General features: G+C 73.3%; 22 protein-coding genes. 11 read left to right on the top strand and 11 right to left on the bottom strand.

Features of this window, described 5'->3' with window-relative positions:
* The coding region (gene serB / locus L7D48_RS11790; protein ID WP_237879151.1) for a phosphoserine phosphatase SerB at nt 1–1,202 on the top strand (1,202 nt) is incomplete at its 5' end.
* Nucleotides 1,203–1,316: 114 nt separating this feature from the next.
* Here serB and L7D48_RS11785 read toward each other — a convergent pair.
* The 4 genes from L7D48_RS11785 to L7D48_RS11775 all read right to left on the bottom strand — a co-directional run bounded on the left by L7D48_RS11785 (nt 1,317) and on the right by L7D48_RS11775 (nt 3,825).
* Nucleotides 1,317–1,838, bottom strand: a complete 522-nt coding sequence (locus L7D48_RS11785) for a histidine phosphatase family protein (protein WP_237879149.1) — start codon at nt 1,836–1,838, stop codon at nt 1,317–1,319.
* 92 nt (nt 1,839–1,930) lie between these two features.
* Nucleotides 1,931–2,146, bottom strand: a complete 216-nt coding sequence (locus tag L7D48_RS11780) for a hypothetical protein (RefSeq protein ID WP_237879147.1) — start codon at nt 2,144–2,146, stop codon at nt 1,931–1,933.
* Between the two features lie 229 nt (nt 2,147–2,375).
* Nucleotides 2,376–2,492, bottom strand: coding sequence for an SGM_5486 family transporter-associated protein (locus L7D48_RS29125; protein ID WP_256462728.1), 117 nt, complete (start codon nt 2,490–2,492; stop codon nt 2,376–2,378).
* Between the two features lie 16 nt (nt 2,493–2,508).
* A complete protein-coding gene (locus tag L7D48_RS11775; protein ID WP_237879144.1) occupies nt 2,509–3,825 on the bottom strand; it encodes an MFS transporter in 1,317 nt (438 codons plus the stop codon).
* Nucleotides 3,826–3,922: 97 nt separating this feature from the next.
* On the opposite strand from L7D48_RS11775, the gene L7D48_RS11770 reads away from it, so the two are divergent.
* A complete protein-coding gene (locus L7D48_RS11770) occupies nt 3,923–4,603 on the top strand; it encodes a FadR/GntR family transcriptional regulator (protein WP_237879142.1) in 681 nt (226 codons plus the stop codon).
* Between the two features lie 103 nt (nt 4,604–4,706).
* Here L7D48_RS11770 and fabI read toward each other — a convergent pair whose 3' ends face one another.
* Both fabI and fabG read right to left on the bottom strand, forming a co-directional pair.
* Nucleotides 4,707–5,486 (bottom strand): enoyl-ACP reductase FabI, encoded by a 780-nt coding sequence (gene fabI / locus L7D48_RS11765; protein ID WP_237879141.1) that lies wholly within the window; start codon nt 5,484–5,486, stop codon nt 4,707–4,709.
* A 5-nt stretch (nt 5,487–5,491) separates the two neighbouring features.
* Nucleotides 5,492–6,196: a 3-oxoacyl-[acyl-carrier-protein] reductase gene (gene fabG / locus L7D48_RS11760; protein WP_237879140.1), complete on the bottom strand. Its 705-nt coding sequence runs from the start codon at nt 6,194–6,196 to the stop codon at nt 5,492–5,494.
* A gap of 255 nt (nt 6,197–6,451) precedes the next feature.
* Here fabG and L7D48_RS11755 point away from each other — a divergent pair, with 255 nt between their 5' ends.
* Complete coding sequence (locus tag L7D48_RS11755) at nt 6,452–7,078, top strand: Uma2 family endonuclease (RefSeq protein WP_237879115.1); 627 nt, start codon at nt 6,452–6,454, stop codon at nt 7,076–7,078.
* Nucleotides 7,079–7,135: 57 nt separating this feature from the next.
* Here L7D48_RS11755 and L7D48_RS11750 read toward each other — a convergent pair whose 3' ends face one another.
* The gene (locus L7D48_RS11750; RefSeq protein ID WP_237879114.1) at nt 7,136–7,378 is read right to left on the bottom strand and encodes a hypothetical protein; all 243 of its coding nucleotides are present in this window, start codon (nt 7,376–7,378) and stop codon (nt 7,136–7,138) included.
* 100 nt (nt 7,379–7,478) lie between these two features.
* Nucleotides 7,479–8,018 carry a DUF1648 domain-containing protein gene (locus tag L7D48_RS11745; RefSeq protein ID WP_237879112.1) on the bottom strand — a complete coding sequence of 180 codons (540 nt, stop codon included), beginning with the start codon at nt 8,016–8,018 and terminating at the stop codon, nt 7,479–7,481.
* Nucleotides 8,019–8,167: 149 nt separating this feature from the next.
* Here L7D48_RS11745 and L7D48_RS11740 point away from each other — a divergent pair, with 149 nt between their 5' ends.
* Nucleotides 8,168–9,730 (top strand): TldD/PmbA family protein, encoded by a 1,563-nt coding sequence (locus L7D48_RS11740; protein WP_237879109.1) that lies wholly within the window; start codon nt 8,168–8,170, stop codon nt 9,728–9,730.
* A complete protein-coding gene (locus L7D48_RS11735; protein ID WP_237879108.1) occupies nt 9,727–11,127 on the top strand; it encodes a metallopeptidase TldD-related protein in 1,401 nt (466 codons plus the stop codon). The genes L7D48_RS11740 and L7D48_RS11735 overlap by 4 nt, the downstream gene beginning before the upstream one ends.
* A gap of 63 nt (nt 11,128–11,190) precedes the next feature.
* On the opposite strand, the gene L7D48_RS11730 is transcribed toward L7D48_RS11735, so the two are convergent.
* A complete protein-coding gene (locus L7D48_RS11730; RefSeq protein WP_237879106.1) occupies nt 11,191–11,469 on the bottom strand; it encodes a GlsB/YeaQ/YmgE family stress response membrane protein in 279 nt (92 codons plus the stop codon).
* Between the two features lie 216 nt (nt 11,470–11,685).
* On the opposite strand from L7D48_RS11730, the gene L7D48_RS29425 reads away from it, so the two are divergent.
* Both L7D48_RS29425 and L7D48_RS11720 read left to right on the top strand, forming a co-directional pair.
* On the top strand, nt 11,686–12,201 hold the full coding sequence (locus L7D48_RS29425; protein WP_374491997.1) for a DUF3099 domain-containing protein: 516 nt from the start codon (nt 11,686–11,688) through the stop codon (nt 12,199–12,201).
* 198 nt (nt 12,202–12,399) lie between these two features.
* Nucleotides 12,400–12,684, top strand: coding sequence for a hypothetical protein (locus L7D48_RS11720; protein WP_308312276.1), 285 nt, complete (start codon nt 12,400–12,402; stop codon nt 12,682–12,684).
* Here the strand turns inward: L7D48_RS11720 and moaA are convergent.
* Nucleotides 12,667–13,656, bottom strand: coding sequence for a GTP 3',8-cyclase MoaA (moaA, locus tag L7D48_RS11715; protein WP_237879104.1), 990 nt, complete (start codon nt 13,654–13,656; stop codon nt 12,667–12,669). The two genes, L7D48_RS11720 and moaA, sit on opposite strands and share 18 nt — an antisense overlap.
* Before the next feature lie 242 nt (nt 13,657–13,898).
* On the opposite strand from moaA, the gene L7D48_RS11710 reads away from it, so the two are divergent.
* Nucleotides 13,899–15,428, top strand: a complete 1,530-nt coding sequence (locus L7D48_RS11710) for a S8 family serine peptidase (protein ID WP_237879102.1) — start codon at nt 13,899–13,901, stop codon at nt 15,426–15,428.
* A gap of 35 nt (nt 15,429–15,463) precedes the next feature.
* Here the strand turns inward: L7D48_RS11710 and L7D48_RS11705 are convergent, their stop codons facing one another.
* Nucleotides 15,464–16,465, bottom strand: a complete 1,002-nt coding sequence (locus L7D48_RS11705) for a sterol desaturase family protein (protein WP_237879100.1) — start codon at nt 16,463–16,465, stop codon at nt 15,464–15,466.
* A 143-nt stretch (nt 16,466–16,608) separates the two neighbouring features.
* Between L7D48_RS11705 and L7D48_RS11700 the strand changes: the two genes are divergently transcribed.
* The 3 genes from L7D48_RS11700 to L7D48_RS11690 are packed head-to-tail and all read left to right on the top strand — an operon-like array spanning nt 16,609 to nt 19,324.
* Nucleotides 16,609–17,628, top strand: coding sequence for a DEDDh family exonuclease (locus L7D48_RS11700; RefSeq protein WP_237879098.1), 1,020 nt, complete (start codon nt 16,609–16,611; stop codon nt 17,626–17,628).
* A gap of 26 nt (nt 17,629–17,654) precedes the next feature.
* Nucleotides 17,655–18,563, top strand: coding sequence for an SURF1 family protein (locus L7D48_RS11695; RefSeq protein WP_237879096.1), 909 nt, complete (start codon nt 17,655–17,657; stop codon nt 18,561–18,563).
* Nucleotides 18,564–18,568: 5 nt separating this feature from the next.
* A complete protein-coding gene (locus L7D48_RS11690) occupies nt 18,569–19,324 on the top strand; it encodes an SDR family oxidoreductase (protein ID WP_237879094.1) in 756 nt (251 codons plus the stop codon).
* Nucleotides 19,325–19,408 lie beyond the last annotated feature (84 nt).

Raw genomic sequence — 19,408 nt, 5'->3', positions numbered from 1 at the left:
CCGCCGGAGCGGACGCCGACACCCCCACCCTCCTGGTGAAGATCTTCGGCAAGGACCGGCCGGGCATCACCGCAGGTCTCTTCGAGACGCTGGCCGCCTACTCGCTGGACGTCATAGACATCGAGCAGGTCGTCACCCGCGGCCGCATCACCCTGTGTGCCCTGGTCACCACGCCGGGCGGGAGCGGCGCCGAGGGAGGGCTGCGGGCGACCGTGCACTCCTGGGCGGAGTCGATGCGGCTCCAGGCGGAGATCATCTCCGGCCGGGGCGACAACCGGCCGCGCGGCACCGGCCGCTCCCACGTCACCGTGCTCGGCCATCCGCTGACCGCCGAGGCCACGGCCGCCATCGCCGCCCGGATAACCGGCGTCGGCGGCAACATCGACCGGATCTTCCGGCTGGCGAAGTACCCGGTCACGGCGGTGGAGTTCGCGGTGTCCGGCACCGGGACGGAGGAGCTGCGCACCGCTCTGGCCCCGAAGGCGGCGGCCCTGGGTGTGGACGTCGCCGTCGTCGCCGCCGGGCTGCACCGCCGGGCGCAGCGCCTGGTGGTGATGGACGTGGACTCCACGCTCATCCAGGACGAGGTGATCGAGCTGTTCGCGGCGCATGCCGGCTGCGAGGAGAAGGTCGCCGAGGTGACCGCCGCCGCGATGCGCGGCGAGCTGGACTTCGAGCAGTCGCTGCACGCCCGGGTGGCGCTGCTGGAGGGGCTGGACGAGTCGGTCGTCGACAAGGTGCGCTCCGAGGTCCGGCTCACGCCGGGAGCTCGCACCCTCATCCGCACGCTCAAGCGCCTGGGCTATCAGGTCGGGGTGGTCTCGGGCGGTTTCACACAGGTCACCGATGATCTGCGGGAGCGGCTGGGGCTGGACTTCGCCTCGGCCAACACCCTGGAGATCGTGGACGGGAAGCTGACCGGCCGGGTCGTCGGGGAGGTCGTGGACCGGGCGGGCAAGGCCCGGCTGCTGCGCCGCTTCGCCGCGGAGGCCGGAGTGCCGCTGGCCCAGACCGTGGCGATCGGCGACGGCGCCAACGACCTGGACATGCTCAACACCGCCGGACTCGGGGTCGCTTTCAACGCCAAGCCGGTGGTGCAGGAGGCCGCGCACGCCGCGGTGAACGTGCCGTTCCTGGACACCGTGCTGTACCTGCTGGGCGTCACGCGCGAGGAGGTCGAGGCGGCCGACACCGCGGTCTGAGGCCGCCTGGCGCGGAGCTTCCGCGGGCCCGCCGGTCCGGTGGGGCCCGTAGCCGTCCCCCGCCGCCCGGCATCGGTCGTGCGGTGCCGGACGTGCGGTGACGGCCGCGGGGTGTCAGTCGTGGGGCGCCCAGTGCGCCTCGAGGCGGCCGGTCCCGAGTTCCACGGACTTCCAGGAGCCGGTGAAGGAGACCACGGCCGCGGCGGAGGTGGGGAAGCCGATGCGGTCGAGCCGGCTCCTGGCGTCCTCCTCGGCCTCTCCGGCGAGGGCGTCGGCCATGGCGTGCATGCCGGGGTTGTGGCCGACGAGCATGAGGTCCACGACGTCGTCCGGCACCTCGTTGACCACCGCGATCAGTTCGCCGAGCGAGGCCTCGTAGAGCCGCTTCTCGTAGACCGTCCTCGGCCGCCGCGGCAGTTCGTGGACGACCAGTTTCCAGGTCTCGCGGGTGCGGGCGGCGGTGGAGCAGAGGGTGAGGTCGGGGAGAATGCCGCTGGCGGCGAGCCAGCGGCCGGCGGCCGGTGCGTCCCTGCGCCCCCGTTCCGCGAGGGGCCTGTCGTGGTCGGCCACGTCGTCGGGCCAGTCGGCTTTGGCATGTCGGAGGATGACGATCCTGCGTGACACATCGGCGCTCATGCCTCCAGCTTCGCACGAACGGCGGCGTGTGGCGCGGGGAGTTGGGGACCCTCCCCGACCGGGTGACCGCGCGGGCGGAGGCGGCCGGCCGGTCAGCGCGACAGGAGTTCCCAGAGCCGGCCCAGCAGATCCGCGAGGTACCCCCGGGACCCGGCGTCGGCGGCCTCGGCCTCGCCCGCGCCGCCGAGCAGGGCCAGCAGCACCACGAAGGCGACCACGGGCAGCGCCGCGGCCCACCACGGCAGCCGTGCGTCCGCGCCGCCGGCCGTCGGCCGGGGGGTGTGCCGGGTGGGTGCGTGGGCCGTCATCGGCTCGCCTCCGTCGTCTTCCGTGGCGTCTTGGGCGGTGTGCTTCGACGCTACGGACCGCGGGGCGGCCGCTCCATCCGGTGATCCACCCATTGCCCCCTGAGCCCGGCCCCCTAGGGGATGGTGGGGCCTGCCCCACCACGGCGCCACCGGGCCCCGTCGGGCGGCGGCCCCGGCGGCGGCCCCGGCGGTGGCGCCGTGCGGCCGCGGCCGGGACCGGCCGGTACGGCTACGGGGCGATGAGGGAGGCGAGGACGCCGATCACGACCGTGACGCCGAGCATCGCGCCGAGGACGAGGAGCAGTTTCTTCTGGCCGTTGGGCGGGTTGGGTTCGAGCACTGGCATGCGCCCAGTGTCGCACTCAGCCGCCGTCCTCGACGCATCGGTCCCGGCCCGCCACCAGGCCCACCGCGAGCTGGGCGGCCATCAGGGCGGCCATCAGCGCCAGGGGGGCGTGCCAGCCCCCGGTGTGCTGGTGGAGGGCTCCGACCAGCAGCGGTCCGGGAACGGCGATCAGGTAGCCGGTGCCCTGGGCGAACGCGGAGAGCTTGGCGACCCCGGCGCCGGTCCGCGCCCGCATCCCGATCATGGTGAGGACGAGAGGGAAGGCGCAGTTGGAGAGGCCCAGCAGCAGCGCCCAGGCCCAGGCCCCCTGCGCGGGGGCGAACCACAGCCCGGCGTATCCGCCCAGTCCGCAGCAGGCCAGGACTGCCACGAGGGGGCCCTGGTGGCCGAGCCGGGCGGCGATCCGCGGCAGCACGTAGGACAGGGGGATGCTCATCCCCATGGTGACCGCCAGCAGCAGGCCGGCGGTGGGGGCGGCGACCCCGGCGTCGCGGAAGATCTGCGGCAGCCATCCCATGACGACGTAGGCGGCGGTGGCCTGGAAGCCGAAGAAGACGCCGAGCGACCAGGCGGTGACGGAGCGGGTGATGCGGAGCCCGGCACCGGGACCGTCCTCGCCGGTCCCGGCACCGGCCCCGGGGCCGGCGGATGCGGCGGTACGGGTGCGGGCGCCGCGTACGACCGGTGCCCACACCAGCAGGGCCAGGGCGCCGGGCAGCGCCCACATCCCGAGTCCGAGGCGCCAGTCGCCGTCCAGCGCCCGGACCGCCGGGACGGTGAGGGCGGCGGCCGCGGCGGTGCCCACGGAGAGCGCCATGGAGTACAGGCCGGTCATCGGGCCGATCCGGTCGGGGAACCAGCGCTTGACGACCACCGGCATCAGGACGTTGCCGGCCGCGATGCCCGCCAGCGCCAGTGCGCTGGAGGCCAGGAACCAGGCCGTTCCGCCGGCGAGGGGGCGCAGCGCCAGCCCGGCGGTGACGGCGGCCATTCCGGCGAGCACCACGGTGGCCGGGCCCCAGCGGCGGGCCAGCCGGGGTGCGGCGCCGCCGAAGACCGCGAAGCAGAGGGCGGGCGCGGAGGTCAGCAGCCCGGCCACGGTGCCGTTCATCGCCAGCGCTTCGCGGACCTCCGCCAGGAGCGGGCCGAGCGCGGTGATGGCGGGGCGCAGGTTGAAGGCGGCGAGGACGACGCCCGCGACCAGCAGCCGCCGCGCCCACGGGGAGGCGCTCGCGGCCGCACCCGGCGAAGCGCCCGGAGCGGCGTGGGTGCCTACGCTGTCCGGGTTCCCCCCTCCGGCCCGGCGGTCGATGGTCACGGGATCGTCAGCCATGACATGCATCATAGAATCATCGGATGAATCGAGGCCACTTGGTGCGCCTCTCCGCTCGCCCGCCGTGCCCACCGCACCCGCCGACCCGGGAAGTGCCATGCCTCTGACCTCGCCCCGCCGCTCCGCCCTGGCCGACCAGGTCATCGACGCCCTGCGCGACCAGATCACCTCCGGCGAGTGGCCGGTGGGCTCCCGCATCCCGACCGAGCCCGAGCTGGTCGAACAGCTCGGCGTGGCCCGCAACACCGTACGCGAGGCCGTACGGGCCCTCGCCCACAACGGACTGCTGGACATCCGGCAGGGCTCGGGAACCTATGTGGTGGCCACCAGCGAACTCGCCGGGGTGATGCACCGCCGTTTCGCGGACGCCGACCCCCGCGACGTGGCCGAGCTGCGCTCGGCGCTGGAGGCCGAGGCCGCACGGCTGGCCGCGCACCGCCGCACCGAGCAGGACCTGCGCCAGCTGCGGACACTGCTGCGCCGGCGCGAGGCGGCCTGGGAGACGGGCGAGGTGGAACGCTTCGTGGAGGCCGACGTCACACTGCACCTGGCGATCGTCAGGGCGTCCCACAACGAGGTCCTCACCGCCCTCTACGCCGACCTCGGCACCGTCGTGCGCACCTTCCTCCGCAACGACGTGGGAGAGGAGCTGCGCTCGGAGGGGTACCTGGACCACGGGCGGCTGGTGGACGCCATCGCCGAACGCGACGCGGAGACGGCCGCGCGGGAGGCGGGCTCGTACGCCCGGACCTGCCGGGGCTCCGGCGCCCCCGACTGACCCGCGCCCGGGCCCCGGCTCCGGCGCGGCACGTACACCGGGCCGCCCCCGGTCCCGGCGCGGGACCGGGGGCGGCCCCGGGGTGCGTCCGATCGCGGGCGCGCTACGCGCCCATCATGTGCACGCCGCCGTCCACGTGCACGATCTCGCCGGTCGTCTTCGGGAACCAGTCCGAGAGCAGGGCGACCACGCCGCGCGCGGCGGGCTCGGGATCGGTGAGGTCCCAGCCGATCGGGGCGCGGGTCTTCCACACGTCCGCCAGCTCCTCGAAGCCCGGGATGGACTTGGCCGCCATGGACTTGATGGGCCCGGCCGACACCAGGTTGCAGCGGATGCCCTTGTCCCCCAGGTCGCGGGCGAGGTAGCGGGAGGTGGACTCCAGGGCGGCCTTGGCCACGCCCATCCAGTCGTACTTGGGCCAGGCCACCTGCGCGTCGAAGTCCATGCCGACGACCGAGCCGCCGCGCTTCTCCAGCAGCGGCAGCAGGGCCATGGTCAGCGACTTCAGGGAGTACGCCGAGACCTCGACGGCCGTGGCGACCGACTCCCAGCCGGTGTTGAGGAAGTTGCCGCCCAGCGCGTCCTGCGGCGCGAAGCCGATGGAGTGCACGACACCGTCCAGCCCGACGCCCTCGCCGAGGTGCTCGGCGACCTTGCCGGCCAGGGTGTCCAGGTGCTCGCTGTTCTGCACGTCCAGCTCGATCACCGGGGCCTCCTTGGGAAGCCGCTTGGCGATGCGCTGCACCAGCGACAGCCGCCCGAAACCGGTGAGGACGACCTCGGCGCCCTCCTCCTGCGCCAGCCGGGCGACGTGGAAGGCGATCGAGGAGTCGGTGAGCACCCCGGTGACCAGGATGCGCTTTCCGGCGAGAAGTCCGCTCATGACGTTCAGTGACCCATGCCCAATCCGCCGTCCACGGGAATGACGGCTCCGGTGATGTACGCGGCCTCCTCCGAGGCCAGGAAGCGCACCGAGGAGGCGATCTCCTCGGGCCGGGCGTAGCGGCCCAGCGGCACCTGTTCGACGATCCTGGCGCGCTGCTCGTCGGTGAGCGCACGCGTCATGTCGGTGTCCACGAAGCCCGGCGCGACCACGTTGCAGGTGATGTTGCGGGAGCCCAGCTCCCGGGCGACCGAGCGGGCGAAGCCGACCAGGCCGGCCTTGGAGGCGGCGTAGTTGGCCTGCCCCGCCGAGCCCAGCAGGCCGACGACGGAGGAGATCAGCACGATGCGGCCCCTGCGGGCGCGGAGCATGCCCCGGCAGGCGCGCTTGACGACCCGGAAGGTGCCGGTGAGGTTGGTCTCCACCACGGAGGTGAAGTCCTCCTCGGACATCCGCAGGAGCAACTGGTCCCGGGTGACACCTGCGTTGGCGACCAGCACCTCGACCGGGCCCTGCCTCTCCTCGACCTCCTTGTAGGCCTGCTCCACCTGCTCGGCGTCGTTGATGTCGCACTTGACGGCGCAGAAACCCTCCGGCGGCTCACCCGACCGGTAGGTGACGGCGACCTTGTCGCCCGCGTCGGCGAACGCCCGGGCGATGGCCAGGCCGATGCCGCGGTTGCCTCCGGTGACGAGAACCGAGCGGCTCAAGGGAACACCCTCTTCCGTAGGGAGCAGGTACTCCGCAAGAAACTATCGTCCGGTCCCGCGCGCCGGAGAACGGGTCCCCGACAGGGGCTCTGCCGGGGTCCTGTGGGGTTCCTACAGAAAGCCGCTCCGGGCCGGGGCGTACACCCGGCCCCAGGACCCGTACAGGGAGCGACTGTACGGGAATCGGACGAACACACAGCGTTTTGGCCCACTACCCTGGGTCGCGCATGGTGCAAGAGCGCGAGGAGGCGCATCATGACAGTGATGCTCGAACGACCGACGGCCATAGACGTTCCCTCCGGCACCGCCCGCTTCCGGGCGCTGTGCCGCACTCTGCTGGACATGGAGGTGCCCGACGGTTACCGGGCGGAGATCATCGGGGGGAACATCGTCATGTCGCCGTGGTCAAGGGGGTTCTACCTGCCGATCATGCAGTCGCTGCGAAGCCAGTTGGAGCCGCATCTGCCCCCTGGACACACGGTCGACCACGCACCCTTCCTGTTCGCCTTCCCCCGCGCCGAGCGAGCCTACGGACCCGATGTCTACGTTGCGGCCGCAAGCGCGTTCCGGACGGAGGAGCGGTATGTCGACGGTGAGGCGCTCTCCCTGGTGGCGGAGCTGACCTCCGACTCCACCCGCGAGACCGACCGGACCGACAAGGTCTCGGCGTACGGCCGCAGCGGCGTGCCCGTGTACCTGCTGCTGGACATGGAGGAGCAGGCCGCCACGGTGTTCTGGCGCCCGTCCGAGCGGGGTTACGACTCGCGGCTGACCACCCCCTTCGGGGAACCGCTGGGCATCCCCGAGCCCTTCGGCTGCGACCTGGACACCTCGGGCTTCAAGACCCCCGCCGGGGAGCCGGACGGCGCGGAAGGCCGGTGAAACGGAGCGGCTCCGCCGGGGACCGGCGAACGGGGCGCCTGCCCCGGACCAGCCGGATCAGCCCTCCGGGGCAGGCGGCGGGCCGGTGACGGCGGGCCCGGCGCCCGGGCCGCGGTCCCCCTCCCCGGCCTCCTCGCCCTCGCCCTCGTCCCCGGGGCGTTCGCGTCCGGTCCGCGCGGACCGCTCCTCCCCTTCGGGGCGCCGCTCCTTCTCCCCCTCGTTCCGCTCCCTGCCCGCGCCGGTCCTCATCTCGGACGGGTCGTGCTGCCTGCCGTCGTAGGGCCCTGAGTAGTCGCTCACGGCACGCTCCCTCCAGCGGTTCTCTCTCCGGTGGGCCGGCGCGCGGGCCGGCCCGGCCGCGAGTACCCCGGAGCACCGCGCGAACACACCGGCGGCCGGTTCACCTCCGGCCCTCGCGGCTCTCGCGGCGGTCCCGGACGGCCGCGGCGAGCACGGGCACCAGGCCGAGCGCCAGCGGTGCGAGCACCGCGGCGAACAGCCAGGCGGACACCTGCGGGTCCGGTTCGGTGCGCCACATCACCGCGCACGTCACGGCGATCGACAGGCCGATGCAGAATCCGAGCAGGAGCGTGGCCCTGGCCGTCCGCAGCGCCGAGGCGCGGGTGGCGGGGCGGTTGACCAGGGATGAGGCCCGCTCGTCGGGGGCGAGTTCGTCCTCGGTGCGCATCCGCAGCGCCGCCGCCGAGGTGGCGGCCATCACCGCGACGGTCCCGGCGTATATCAGGACCGGGAGGAAGACCGCGCCGACGGACTTGTCCGCCCAGGCGTCGATCCCGCCGGGGCCGATGTGCTGCGGCACCCTCTCCGGCAGGCTCGGGTACACCGCGGCGCCCCAGACCGTCAGCCCCGCCAGCACGGCGAGCTGCGGCAGCAGCCACACCCACGGAAAGCCCGGCCGGTTCTCGTCCCCGTCCCCCATGTTCCCCTCCCCGGTACTTCTCTCTTCGCTCCCCCGCTCCTTCACCGGCCAGGGTAGGCCCCGCCGGGGCCGCGACCGCCGTTCATCGGCCGCGGCCGGCCGGTGGGGCATGGTTCACTGCGGTCATGCATCGACAAGGAGGAACGTCCGTGGTGCACGAGATCGATGAGTCCTTCCTGGCGCTGCCGCTGCGCGCGCTCGCCGACGCGGCGCTCGCACGGGCCCGGGCGCTGGGGGCCGAGCACGCCGACTTCCGTTTCGAGCGGAACCGCAGCGCCTCCTGGCGGCTGCGCGACGCGAAGCCGGCCGGGTCGTCGGACATCACCGACGCCGGATACGCGGTACGCGTGGTGCACGACGGCGCGTGGGGTTTCGCCTCGGGGGTGGACCTGACGATGGACGCCGCCGCGAAGGTGGCGGGCCGGGCCGTGGAGATGGCGAAGCTGTCGGCGAGGGTCGCCGAGGCCGCCGGCGGCGCGGCCGCGCGGAGCGGCTCCGCCGGGGAGCGGTGGGCGATGGGCGGACGGGTGGAACTGGCGGACGAGCCGGTGCACGGTGAGCGCACCTGGGTCTCCGCCTACGAGGTCAACCCGTTCGACGTGCCGGACGCGGAGAAGACCGCCCTGCTGGCCCAGTGGAGCGAGCGGCTGCTGGGGGCGGACGGCGTCTCGCACGCGGACGCCTCCCTGCTGACCGTGCAGGAGAACAAGTTCTACGCGGACACCGCCGGCACCGTCACCACCCAGCAGCGCGTCCGTCTGCACCCGGAGCTGACGGCCGTGTCCGTGACCGACTCCGGCGACTTCGACTCGATGCGGACCCTGGCCCCGCCCGCCGGCCGGGGCTGGGAGTACATGACCGGCACCGGCTGGGACTGGGACGCGGAGCTGGCGCTCATCCCGGAGCTGCTGGCCGAGAAGATGCGCTCGCCCGGTGTGGAGGCGGGCTCCTACGACCTGGTGGTCGACCCCTCCAACCTGTGGCTGACGATCCACGAGTCGATCGGCCACGCCACCGAGCTGGACCGGGCGCTGGGCTACGAGGCGGCGTACGCGGGCACCTCCTTCGCCACGCCCGACGGGCTCGGCACGCTGAAGTACGGCTCGCCGGTCATGAACGTCACCGGTGACCGCACCGCCGAGCACGGGCTGGCCACCATCGGCTACGACGACGAGGGCGTCGAGGCGCAGTCCTGGGACCTGATCAGGGACGGGATCCTGGTGGGCTACCAGCTCGACCGGCGGATGGCGAAGCTGACCGGGCTGGGCCGCTCCAACGGCTGCGCCTACGCCGACTCCCCCTCCAGCGTCCCCGTGCAGCGCATGGCGAACGTCTCGCTCCGGCCCGATCCGGACGGGCCGTCCACCGAGGAGCTGATCTCCCGGGTGGAGCGGGGGATCTACGTGGTCGGCGACCGCTCCTGGTCGATCGACATGCAGCGCCACAACTTCCAGTTCACCGGGCAGCGCTTCTTCCGGATCGAGAACGGACGGCTCGCCGGGCAGCTGCGCGACGTGGCCTACCAGGCCACCACCACCGACTTCTGGGGCTCGATGGAGGCCGTGGGCGGGCCGCAGACGTATGTGCTCGGCGGCGCGTTCAACTGCGGCAAGGCCCAGCCGGGCCAGGTCGCGTCCGTCTCGCACGGCTGCCCCTCCGCGCTCTTCCGCGGCGTCAACATCCTCAACACCGCCCAGGAGGCCGGCCGATGACGAAGCCCCCCGCCCCCCACGAGGTCGTCGAGCGCGCCCTGGCGCTGTCGCGGGCCGACGGCTGCGTGGTCATCGCCGACGAGGAGTCCACCGCCAACCTGCGGTGGGCGGGCAACACGCTGACCACCAACGGTGTCACCCGCGGCCGCACCCTCACCGTCGTCGCGACCGTCGACGGTTCCGAGGGGACGGCGTCGGGGGTGGTCTCCCGCTCGGCCGTCACCGACGACGACATCGAGCCGCTGGTGCGGGCCGCCGAGGAGGCGGCGCGTACGGCGGGCCCGGCCGAGGACGCCCGGCCGCTGGTGGAGGACACGCCCGCCTCCGCCGACTTCACCTCGGCCCCGGCCGAGACGTCCTCGTCGGTGTTCGACTCCTTCGCCCCGGCGCTGGGCGAGTCCTTCGCACGGGCCCGCTCCGAGGGCCGGGAACTGTACGGCTTCGCGCACCACCAGATGGTCTCCACCTACCTGGGCACCTCCACCGGACTGCGGCTGCGCCACGACCAGCCGACCGGCACCCTGGAGGTCAACGCCAAGTCCCCCGACCGCACCCGGTCGGCGTGGGCGGGGCGGGCGACCCGCGACTTCGCCGACGTCGACCCGCTGGCGCTGGACGCGGAGCTGGCGCGGCGGCTGGAGTGGGCCGGGCGGCAGGTGGAGCTGGAGGCCGGGCGGTACGAGACGCTGCTGCCGCCCAGTGCCGTGGCGGACCTGCTGATCTACCAGATGTGGTCGTCGGCGGGGCGCGACGCCGCCGAGGGACGCACGGTGTTCAGCAGGCCCGGCGGCGGTACCCGGGTGGGCGAGCGGTTGTCGGAGCTGCCGCTGAGGCTCTACAGCGATCCGGGCGCTCCCGGCCTGGAGGCGTCGCCGTTCGTGATCGCGCACTCCTCCGGCGACGACGCCTCGGTCTTCGACAACGGCCTGCCGCTGCGCGCCACCGACTGGATGCGCGACGGCGAGCTGCGCCATCTGCTGACCACCCGGCATTCGGCGGAGCTTACGGGCCTGCCGGTGGCGCCGGGGATCGACAACCTGGTCCTGGACGCGGGCGGCACCGCCTCGCTGGAGGAGATGGTCGCCGGCTCCGGGCACGACGGTCCGGCCCTGCTGCTGACCTGCCTGTGGTACATCCGCGAGGTGGACCCGGCGACGCTGCTGCTGACGGGGCTGACCCGCGACGGCGTCTATCTGGTGGAGAACGGCGAGGTCACGGGCGCGGTGAACAACTTCCGCTTCAACGAGTCGCCGGTCGACCTGCTGTCCAGGGCCACCGAGGCGGGGCGGACCGAGCGCACCCTGCCGCGCGAGTGGTCGGACTGGTTCACCCGGGCGGCGATGCCCGCCCTGCGCGTGCCGGACTTCAACATGAGCTCCGTCAGCCGGGGTGTGTGAGCGGCCGCGCGAGGGGGACGGTGCGTTCCCGCACCGTCCCCCTGCCCCGGGGTGTCCGGTACGTCAGGCCGTCCGCCTGTCCCCGCCCCTGATCTTGGCGTACAGGGGCGTGCCCAGCGCGACGATCAGAACGGCTCCGGCAAGCTGGAGCAGGTGCCGGATCCAGTCGATGCCCGCGGTGTCGTCCACTCCGATCCCACTGGCCACGGCGTTCCCGATGACGCTGCCGATGATTCCGAAAATGGCGGTCAGCCACAGCGGGATGTTCTGCCTGCCGGGAAGGATGGCGCGGGCCAGCACACCCAGGACCAGACCCACGATGATCGCCCACAACCAGCTCATGTCGCCTCCTCGTGCGTCGCGCTCCGTGCGCAGCGCGTTCGGTTCGTGCGGTGGGGCGCTTCCTCCGCACGGCCGATGAGCCGTCCGGGTGGGAGCCGTCCCCGGCGCATCGGGTGCCCTCTACCCGACGTCGTATGCGGCGGAGTCGGGGCGTAGTGTGGAAAAGGCCGGGAACCAGGCGGGAACGCTCCCGGATACCGGCCGCAGGAGCAGGTGGTGAGTGTGAGGCGCAGGCAGCGCGGTCCCGAGGTCTTCCGGATCACCGGGGCCCGGCAGGGGCTGGCGGAGGACGTCCGGGGCCGGGAGCGGCGCTATGTGGTCTCGATGCTGGTACGCACCGCGGCGGTCCTGCTGACCGTGATGCTGTGGGACGTGCAGCGTCCGCTCGCCGTGGCGGCCCTGGTGCTCGGCGCGGCCCTGCCGTACGTGGCGGTGGTGATCGCCAACGCGGGACGGGAGAACACGCCCGCGATCCCCGACTCCCTCGTCTCCGCGCCGCCCCGGCCGGCACTGGGACCGGCCGAACGCCCGGCGGGCACCGGGGAGCACGAGCCCGGCCCCGGGGCGCGCACGATACGGCAGGATCCGCTGGAGCGGGACGAACCGGAGGCCGGGCGGGGAGCGGACCACAGGGCGGAACCAGGCGGTGAACGGGATCCTGACCGTCAGGAGCACCGGCGTCCGGAACCGGGGCAGGAGCCGAGCCGCTCGGGACCCGGCCGGCGCGACTGATCCACCGCGACCCCACCGCGGCCGGGAAGCTCAGGAAAACCTCAGATCAATCATGCTGTTCCGGTGCCCCGGCGGCGGGTGCGCGTGCCATACTGCGTACACGCTCCGCATCCCCCGTCGGAGCGACGGACCGACGCCGGGCGGCTCCCCCCGTGGCTGCCCGGCGTCGTCATGTCCGGACCGTGTTTGGATGGGGGCGTGACCGATCGCGTGACCGCACCCCTGTCCGACGCCGCCACCCCCGTCTGCTCCGCCAAGGGCTGCCGTGAGGCCGCCGTGTGGGTGCTGGCCTGGAACAACCCCAAGCTGCACACCCCGGAGCGCCGGAAGACCTGGCTGGCGTGCGAGGAGCACCGCGAGTACCTGTCGCGTTTTCTGGGGGTGCGGGGCTTCCTGAAGGACGTGGTGACCCTCGCCGACTGGGAGGGCGGCGGAGGCCGGGAGGGCGGACAGGAGCCGGAGGGGTCAGCCGCCGATCGCTGACATCGGGCGGGCCGGCTGGAGGAAGGACGGGTCGTCCAGGCCGGAGCCGGCCTTCTTGCCCCGCATCGCGGCCTTCCACAGCCGGGCGATCTCGGCGTCGTCAGCGCCCGAGCGCAGCGCGCCGCGCAGGTCCGACTCCTCACGGGCGAAGAGGCAGGTGCGGACCTGTCCGTCGGCCGTCAGCCGGGTGCGGTCGCAGGTGCGGCAGAAGGGCCTGGTGACGGAGGCGATCACGCCGACGCGGTGCGGACCGCCGTCGACGATCCAGCGCTCGGCGGGCGCCGAGCCCCGGCTGTCCTCCCCCTCCGGGGTGAGGGAGAAGCGGGTGCGCAGGGAGGCGAGGATGTCGCCCGCCGTGATCATGCCCTCGCGACGCCAGCCGTGCTGGGCGTCCAGCGGCATCTGCTCGATGAAACGCAGTTCGTAGGAGTGCTCGACGGCCCAGGAGAGCAGGTCGGGGGCCTCGGTGTCGTTGAGGCCCGGCATCAGCACGGCGTTGACCTTGACCGGGGAGAGCCCCGCCGCACGGGCGGCCGCCAGACCGGCGAGGACGTCGGCGTGGCGCCTGCGGCGGGTCATCCGCGAAAAGACCTCGGGGTCGAGGGTGTCCAGGGAGACGTTGACCCGGTCCAGTCCGGCCGCGCGCAGCGCTTCTGCGGTGCGCTCCAGGCCGATGCCGTTGGTCGTCAGCGACAGCTTCGGGCGCGGCTCCAGGGCGGCGCAGCGCTCGACGATGCCCACCAGCCCCGGGCGCAGCAGCGGCTCGCCGCCGGTGAAGCGCACCTCCTCCACGCCGAGCAGGGTCACCGCGACGCGGACCAGGCGGACGATCTCGTCGTCCGTGAGCAGGTCGGGCTTGGCGAGCCACTCCAGGCCCTCCTCGGGCATGCAGTAGGTGCACCTCAGATTGCACCGGTCGGTGAGCGACACGCGCAGATCGGTGGCGACCCGGCCGTAGGTGTCCAGCAGCATGCCGGCGGTCCCCTCCCACGGTTGGACATCTGCCTCGCAGCGTACGCGACGACCGCGCCGTCCGCCGGGACGCCACGGTTGGAACGGGTGCCCGGTATCCGGTCGGCGGTTCGGCCATTGCCGCTCCCCCTGTGTGAGCGATAGCTTCCGTCGTCATACATCCGTACGGTCAAATCCGATAACCGAACGGCTTGTTGAGACCCCTGCGTTCACACGGACGTTCACACAGACACGGAGAACCCATGGCATCGAGACCCTCCAGCCGACGCCGCGCCATCGCGGTGCCGGTCGGGCTGGCGCTGACCGCCTCCCTGGCCCTGCTGCCGGGCGCCGGCACGGCGCTGGCCCAGGAGACCGGAGCCCCGGCGGCCGCGACGGCGGCCGCGGACGGCGAGCGGCTGTCGTACGTGGTCAACACCTCCTCCCACCCCGGCACGATCAGGCGGGTGGAGCGGGAGATAGCCAAGGCGGGTGGGACGGTCGTCGTCACCCACCGGAAGATCGGCGTGATCGTCGTCCACTCGGCGAACCCCGGCTTCGCCGAGCGGATGCGCGAGGTGCGCGGCGTGCACTCCGCCGGCGCCACCCGCACCGCGCCCCTCAAGGCCGCGGGCACGACCGAGGTCGGCGCCCCGCAGTACGTGGCGGAGGCGGCCCGCACCAGCGCGGCCACGGCCGCCGCCGAGGGCGAGCCGATGGAGGCCGACCTGTGGGGTCTGCGCGCCATCCGCGCGGACGAGGCCGCGAAGGTCAACCCGGGCAGCGACAAGGTCACCGTCGCGGTCATCGACACCGGCGTGGACGACACCCACCCGGACCTGGCCCCGAACTTCTCGGCGGGCCAGTCGGCGAACTGCGTCGGCGGGGTGGCCGACACCTCCGAGGGCGCCTGGCGGCCGTACACCGACGGTGACTACCACGGCACGCACGTCGCGGGCTCCATCGCCGCGGCGCGCAACGGCGTCGGCGTGGCGGGCGTGGCGCCGGGCGTGAAGGTCTCCTCCATCAAGGTGAGCGAGCCCGACACCAGCCTCTTCTACCCGGAGGCCGTGATCTGCGCGTTCGTCTTCGCGGCCGACAAGGGCGTGGAGATCACCAACAACAGCTACTACGTCGACCCGTACCTGTACAACTGCGAGGACGACGCCGACCAGGGCGCGGTCGTGGAGGCGGTCCGCCGGGCCGCGCGCTACGCCGAGCGCAGGGGCACGCTGCACATCGCCTCGGCCGGCAACTCCAACCACGACCTCGCCTCGGACGCGATCGTCGACGGCTCCAGCCCGAACGACACCACCCCGGTCGAGCGCACCATCGACCCGTCCGAGTGCCTGGACCTGCCCACCCAGCTGCCGGGCGTGGTGACGGTGACGGCCACGGGCGTGCAGGACCTGAAGTCGTACTACTCCAGCTACGGGCACCGCGTCGCCGACGTGGCGGCGCCGGGCGGCGACCGGTTCCAGATCCCGGACACCCCGTCGGGCAACGGCCGGATCCTGTCGACCATGCCGAACGACTCCTACGCCTTCCTGCAGGGCACCTCGATGGCCAGCCCGCACGTCGCGGGCGTGGCGGCGCTGCTCAAGAGCAGGCACCCCTGGGCGAGCCCCGCGATGCTCCAGCTCATGATGAAGGCGCAGGCGGACAACCCCGGCTGCCCGGAGACCTACGACCCGGACGGCAACGGCGTCGAGGACTCCACCTGCGAGGGCGGCAAGCGCGTCAACGGCTTCTACGGCCACGGCATCGTCGACGCCCTGGACGCCGTCGAGTAACCGGACGGCACTACCGCCGCGGTGCCGGCGGTCCGTCAGGAAGCGGCGGAGACCGAGGGGTCGGGCCCGGTGGGCCCGGCCCCTTCCGCGGTTCCGGCCGGTTCCGCCGCCCCCGCCGTCCGCGACGCGCCCGGGACGGTCCCGGAGGCCGTGCAGGCCGTGGAGGCCGGTCCGAGGGCCGGCCCGGGCTCCGGCGGCTGCCAGCCGGGCCCGCGGAAGAGCCGCCCGGCGGCCTCGCGCCAGTCGCGCGCCGCCCGCAGGTCCCGGGCGATCGCCGCGTACTCGTGGGTGGCCACGCGCAGCGGGTTGTAGGTGTCGATGTTCTTGGTGAGCCCGTAGACGCACGGCTCGGTCTCGGGCGCGAAGGAACCGAAGAGCCGGTCCCACACGATGAGGATCCCGCCGAAGTTGCGGTCCAGGTAACTGCCCTGGGAGGCGTGGTGGACCCGGTGGTGCGAGGGCGTGTTGAAGACGTACTCGACCGGCCCCGGCAGTCTCCCGATCCGCTCGGTGTGGATCCAGAACTGGTAGACCAGGTTGGCCGAGTGGCAGAAGGCGAGCACGGCCGGGTGCATGCCGAGGAGGATCAGCGGCAGGTAGAACGGCCAGCCGGTCAGGGACGTCCAGGGCTGGCGCAGCGCGGTGGTGAGGTTGAACTTCCGGCTGGAGTGGTGCACGACGTGGCAGGCCCACAGGATGCGGATGACGTGGTGGCCGCGGTGGGACCAGTAGTAGAAGAAGTCCTGCGCGAGGAGCATCGGCAGCAGGGTCCACCACTCGACGGGGATCCGCAGCGGGGTGAGCGCGTAGACCGCCGAGTAGACCGCCACGATCGGGATCTTCCACAGGGCGTCGAAGAGGAGGCTGCCCAGGCCCATGGAGATGCTGGTGGCGGCGTCCTTGGCCTCGTAGCCCGCGACGGGGCTGTCCGGCTCCTCGGGGTGCAGGCGGTAGCTGACCATCTCCAGGACCGTCAGCAGCAGGAAGGCGGGGATGGACCACAGCACGACGTCGGGGAGGTTCGGCACGCTCGGCATGGATGCACCGTAGGACCGCCCGGGGCCGACGGCCAGACTCTGTTACCGACAAGTATGCGAGACGGCCCGTCAGCAGCTCGGCCCATCTGCGGTGACCTGCGGTGATGCGAAGGTGTCAGTGGCGGCCCGTATTCTCTGGAACCATGCTCGATGACCAGTCGGCGGCCGAAGCGCGGCCCGCAGCGCAGCCCAGCACCCCGGCCTGGCCCACCGAATACCCCGACGCCTACGCGGTGGTGGACGTGGAGACCACGGGGCTCGCCCGGGACGACCGCATAGTCTCCGCGGCCGTCTACCGGCTGGACGCACGGGGTGACGTGATCGACCACTGGTACACCCCGGTCAATCCGCAGCGGGACCCCGGCCCGACCTGGATACACGGGCTGACGAGCGAGATGCTGGCCGACGCCCCGCTCTTCCCGCAGATCGCCGAGGAGTTCGCCGAGCGGCTGCGGGGCCGGGTGCTGGTCGCGCACAACGCGGTCTTCGACTGGTCGATGATCGCCCGCGAGTACGCCCGTGCCCGGTTGCCGGTCCCCGTGCGGCAGCGGCTGTGCACCATCGCCCTGTCCAAGGAACTGGACCTGCCGCTGGCCAACCACCGGCTGGAGACCCTCGCCGCGCACTACGGCGTCGTCCAGCGCCGGGCGCACCACGCGCTGGACGACGCCCGGGTGCTGGCCGAGGCGTTCCGGCCGAGCCTGCACCTGGCGGCCGCCGACCGCATACGCCTGCCCCTGCTGGCCTGCCGGCCGCTGACCGAGTGGACCGACTCCACCGTCTCCCCGGGCGCCTCCTCCGGGGCCTTCGGCGGACGGGACTCGCGGCCCTACGCGGGCAGCTGGCGCCCCTCGCGCAAGCGTCCCCCCTGCCCGTACCCCAACCCCGGCCGTTACGAGCCGGGCAGGCCGCTGGTCCAGGGCATGCGGGTGGCGATCTCCGGGGACACCTCCGTGGACCGTGAGCTGCTGGAGGACCGGGCCGTCGAGGCCGGGCTCCACATCTCCGGCAGCGTCTCCCGCCTCACCAGCCTCCTGGTCACCAACGACCCCGACTCCGGCACCTCCAAGGTGGCCAAGGCGCACGCCTTCGGCACCCCGGTGATCGACGAGGCGGCCTTCACCCAGCTGCTGCGGGAGGTGGCCCCCGCTCCGGAGGAGTGACGGCCGGCGGGGTACCGTCGATGACTGTGCCACCCGTATCGTCCGCACCGTCCGCTTCCGCGTACCGCTTCCTGCTGTCCCGGCAGTGGGTGGTCCTCACCCTCGTCGCGCTCCTGCTGATCCCGGGCATGGTCAGACTCGGCTTCTGGCAGCTCCACAAGCACGAGGACCGGGTGGCGCGCAACGATCTGGTTGCCGAGAGCCTGGCCGCCGATCCGGTGCCCGTGGGGGAGCTGGCGGCTCCGGGCCGCGGCCCGGCCGACGCCGACCGGTACCGCCGGGTGACGGCGACCGGCGTCTACGACACCGGCGGCGAGACGGTCGTGCGCCAGCGCACCGGCGGGGACGGCCGGAGCATCGGCTACCACGTCCTGACCCCGCTGGTCCGCGGGGACGGCACGGCCGTGCTGGTCAACCGGGGCTGGATCCCGGCGGGCGACGACCTGACGAAGTTCCCCGAGGTGCCGGCGCCCCCCTCCGGCGAGGTCACCGTGACCGGGCGGCTGATGGCCGACGAGAAGGCCGGCAGCGGCGTCAAGGACAAGCAGGGGCTGCCGCCCCGCCAGGTGATGCTGATCGACAGCGCACGGATGGCCCAGGAGCTGGACCGGCCGGTCCTGGGCGGCTACGTCGCACTGGAGAAGACCTCGCCGGAGCCCTCCGGCGAGCAGCCCGAACGCCTTCCCGAGCCGGACCACAGCGGCATCGGCCCGCATCTGGCGTACGCGTTCCAGTGGTGGCTGTTCGCCGCCGCCGTCCCCGTCGGCTGGGTGGTCCTGGTCCGCCGCGAGCGCCGGGACCGCCTGGCGCGGGACTCCGGTGCGGAGGCTTCCCCGAAGGGGCGTACGGACGGAGACGCGGACGGCGGATCCGCGCCCGGGCGACACGTTCCGACCCCCTCCGCTGCCGGGGCGGCGGACCGACCGGCAGACTGATCCCCATGGATCTCGGACTTCAGGACAGGGTGTATCTCGTCACCGGCGCCACCCGCGGGCTGGGCTTCGCCACCGCACGGGAGCTGGCCGCCGACGGCGCGAAGGTGATCATCACCGGCCGGAGCGACGAGACGGTGGCCGAGGCCGCCGGACGGCTGGGCGGTGACGTCTTCGGCATGGTGGCGGACAACGCAGACCCGGCCGCGGCCGACCGTCTGGTGACGGCGGCCCACGAACGCCACGGTCGCCTGGACGGGGTGCTGGTCAGCGTCGGCGGGCCCCCGGCCGGCTCCCACGAGACGGTCACCGACGACCAGTGGCAGTCGGCCTTCGAGACGGTCTTCCTCGGCGCGGTGCGGCTGGCCCGCACCGCGGCCGCGCGACTGGGCGAGGGCGGGGTGATCGGCTTCGTCCTCTCCGGCTCGGTGCACGAGCCCATCCCCGGCCTGGCGGTCTCCAACGGGCTGCGGCCGGGGCTGGCCGGTTTCGCGAAGTCGCTGGCCGACGAGGTGGGGCCGCGCGGCATCCGGGTCGTCGGACTGCTGCCGGGCCGTATCGACACCGACCGGGTACGCAGCCTGGACGCCATGACCGGGGACGCCGACGCCGCCCGCGAGCGGAGCTCGGCCGCCATCCCGCTGCGCCGCTACGGCACCCCGGAGGAGTTCGGCAGGGCGGCGGCGTTCCTGCTCTCCCCCGCCGCCTCGTACATCACCGGGGTGATGTTCCCGGTCGACGGCGGCGCCCGCCGCGGCTTCTGACCCTTCCGGCCGGGCTGCCCTCACCGTCCCCGCCGCCGTCCCGGCCCGTACCGGAGGGGACGGCGGCGGGGCGGTGGGGGCGAC

Source organism: Streptomyces sp. ICN903, from assembly GCF_022015835.1.
Taxonomy (GTDB): Bacteria; Actinomycetota; Actinomycetes; order Streptomycetales; family Streptomycetaceae; genus Streptomyces; species Streptomyces fenghuangensis.
This window is presented reverse-complemented; position numbering and strand designations above follow the sequence as displayed.

Excerpts from the sequence above, each read along its gene's own strand:
- L7D48_RS11785 (WP_237879149.1), bottom strand. The coding sequence starts at position 1,838 with ATGAGCGCCGATGTGTCACGCAGGATCGTCATCCTCCGACATGCCAAA.
- L7D48_RS11780 (WP_237879147.1), bottom strand. The coding sequence starts at position 2,146 with ATGACGGCCCACGCACCCACCCGGCACACCCCCCGGCCGACGGCCGGC.
- L7D48_RS29125 (WP_256462728.1), bottom strand. The coding sequence starts at position 2,492 with ATGCCAGTGCTCGAACCCAACCCGCCCAACGGCCAGAAGAAACTGCTC.
- L7D48_RS11775 (WP_237879144.1), bottom strand. The coding sequence starts at position 3,825 with ATGGCTGACGATCCCGTGACCATCGACCGCCGGGCCGGAGGGGGGAAC.
- L7D48_RS11770 (WP_237879142.1), top strand. The coding sequence starts at position 3,923 with ATGCCTCTGACCTCGCCCCGCCGCTCCGCCCTGGCCGACCAGGTCATC.
- fabI (WP_237879141.1), bottom strand. The coding sequence starts at position 5,486 with ATGAGCGGACTTCTCGCCGGAAAGCGCATCCTGGTCACCGGGGTGCTC.
- L7D48_RS11755 (WP_237879115.1), top strand. The coding sequence starts at position 6,452 with ATGACAGTGATGCTCGAACGACCGACGGCCATAGACGTTCCCTCCGGC.
- L7D48_RS11745 (WP_237879112.1), bottom strand. The coding sequence starts at position 8,018 with ATGGGGGACGGGGACGAGAACCGGCCGGGCTTTCCGTGGGTGTGGCTG.
- L7D48_RS11735 (WP_237879108.1), top strand. The coding sequence starts at position 9,727 with ATGACGAAGCCCCCCGCCCCCCACGAGGTCGTCGAGCGCGCCCTGGCG.
- L7D48_RS11730 (WP_237879106.1), bottom strand. The coding sequence starts at position 11,469 with ATGAGCTGGTTGTGGGCGATCATCGTGGGTCTGGTCCTGGGTGTGCTG.
- moaA (WP_237879104.1), bottom strand. The coding sequence starts at position 13,656 with ATGCTGCTGGACACCTACGGCCGGGTCGCCACCGATCTGCGCGTGTCG.
- L7D48_RS11710 (WP_237879102.1), top strand. The coding sequence starts at position 13,899 with ATGGCATCGAGACCCTCCAGCCGACGCCGCGCCATCGCGGTGCCGGTC.
- L7D48_RS11705 (WP_237879100.1), bottom strand. The coding sequence starts at position 16,465 with ATGCCGAGCGTGCCGAACCTCCCCGACGTCGTGCTGTGGTCCATCCCC.
- L7D48_RS11700 (WP_237879098.1), top strand. The coding sequence starts at position 16,609 with ATGCTCGATGACCAGTCGGCGGCCGAAGCGCGGCCCGCAGCGCAGCCC.
- L7D48_RS11690 (WP_237879094.1), top strand. The coding sequence starts at position 18,569 with ATGGATCTCGGACTTCAGGACAGGGTGTATCTCGTCACCGGCGCCACC.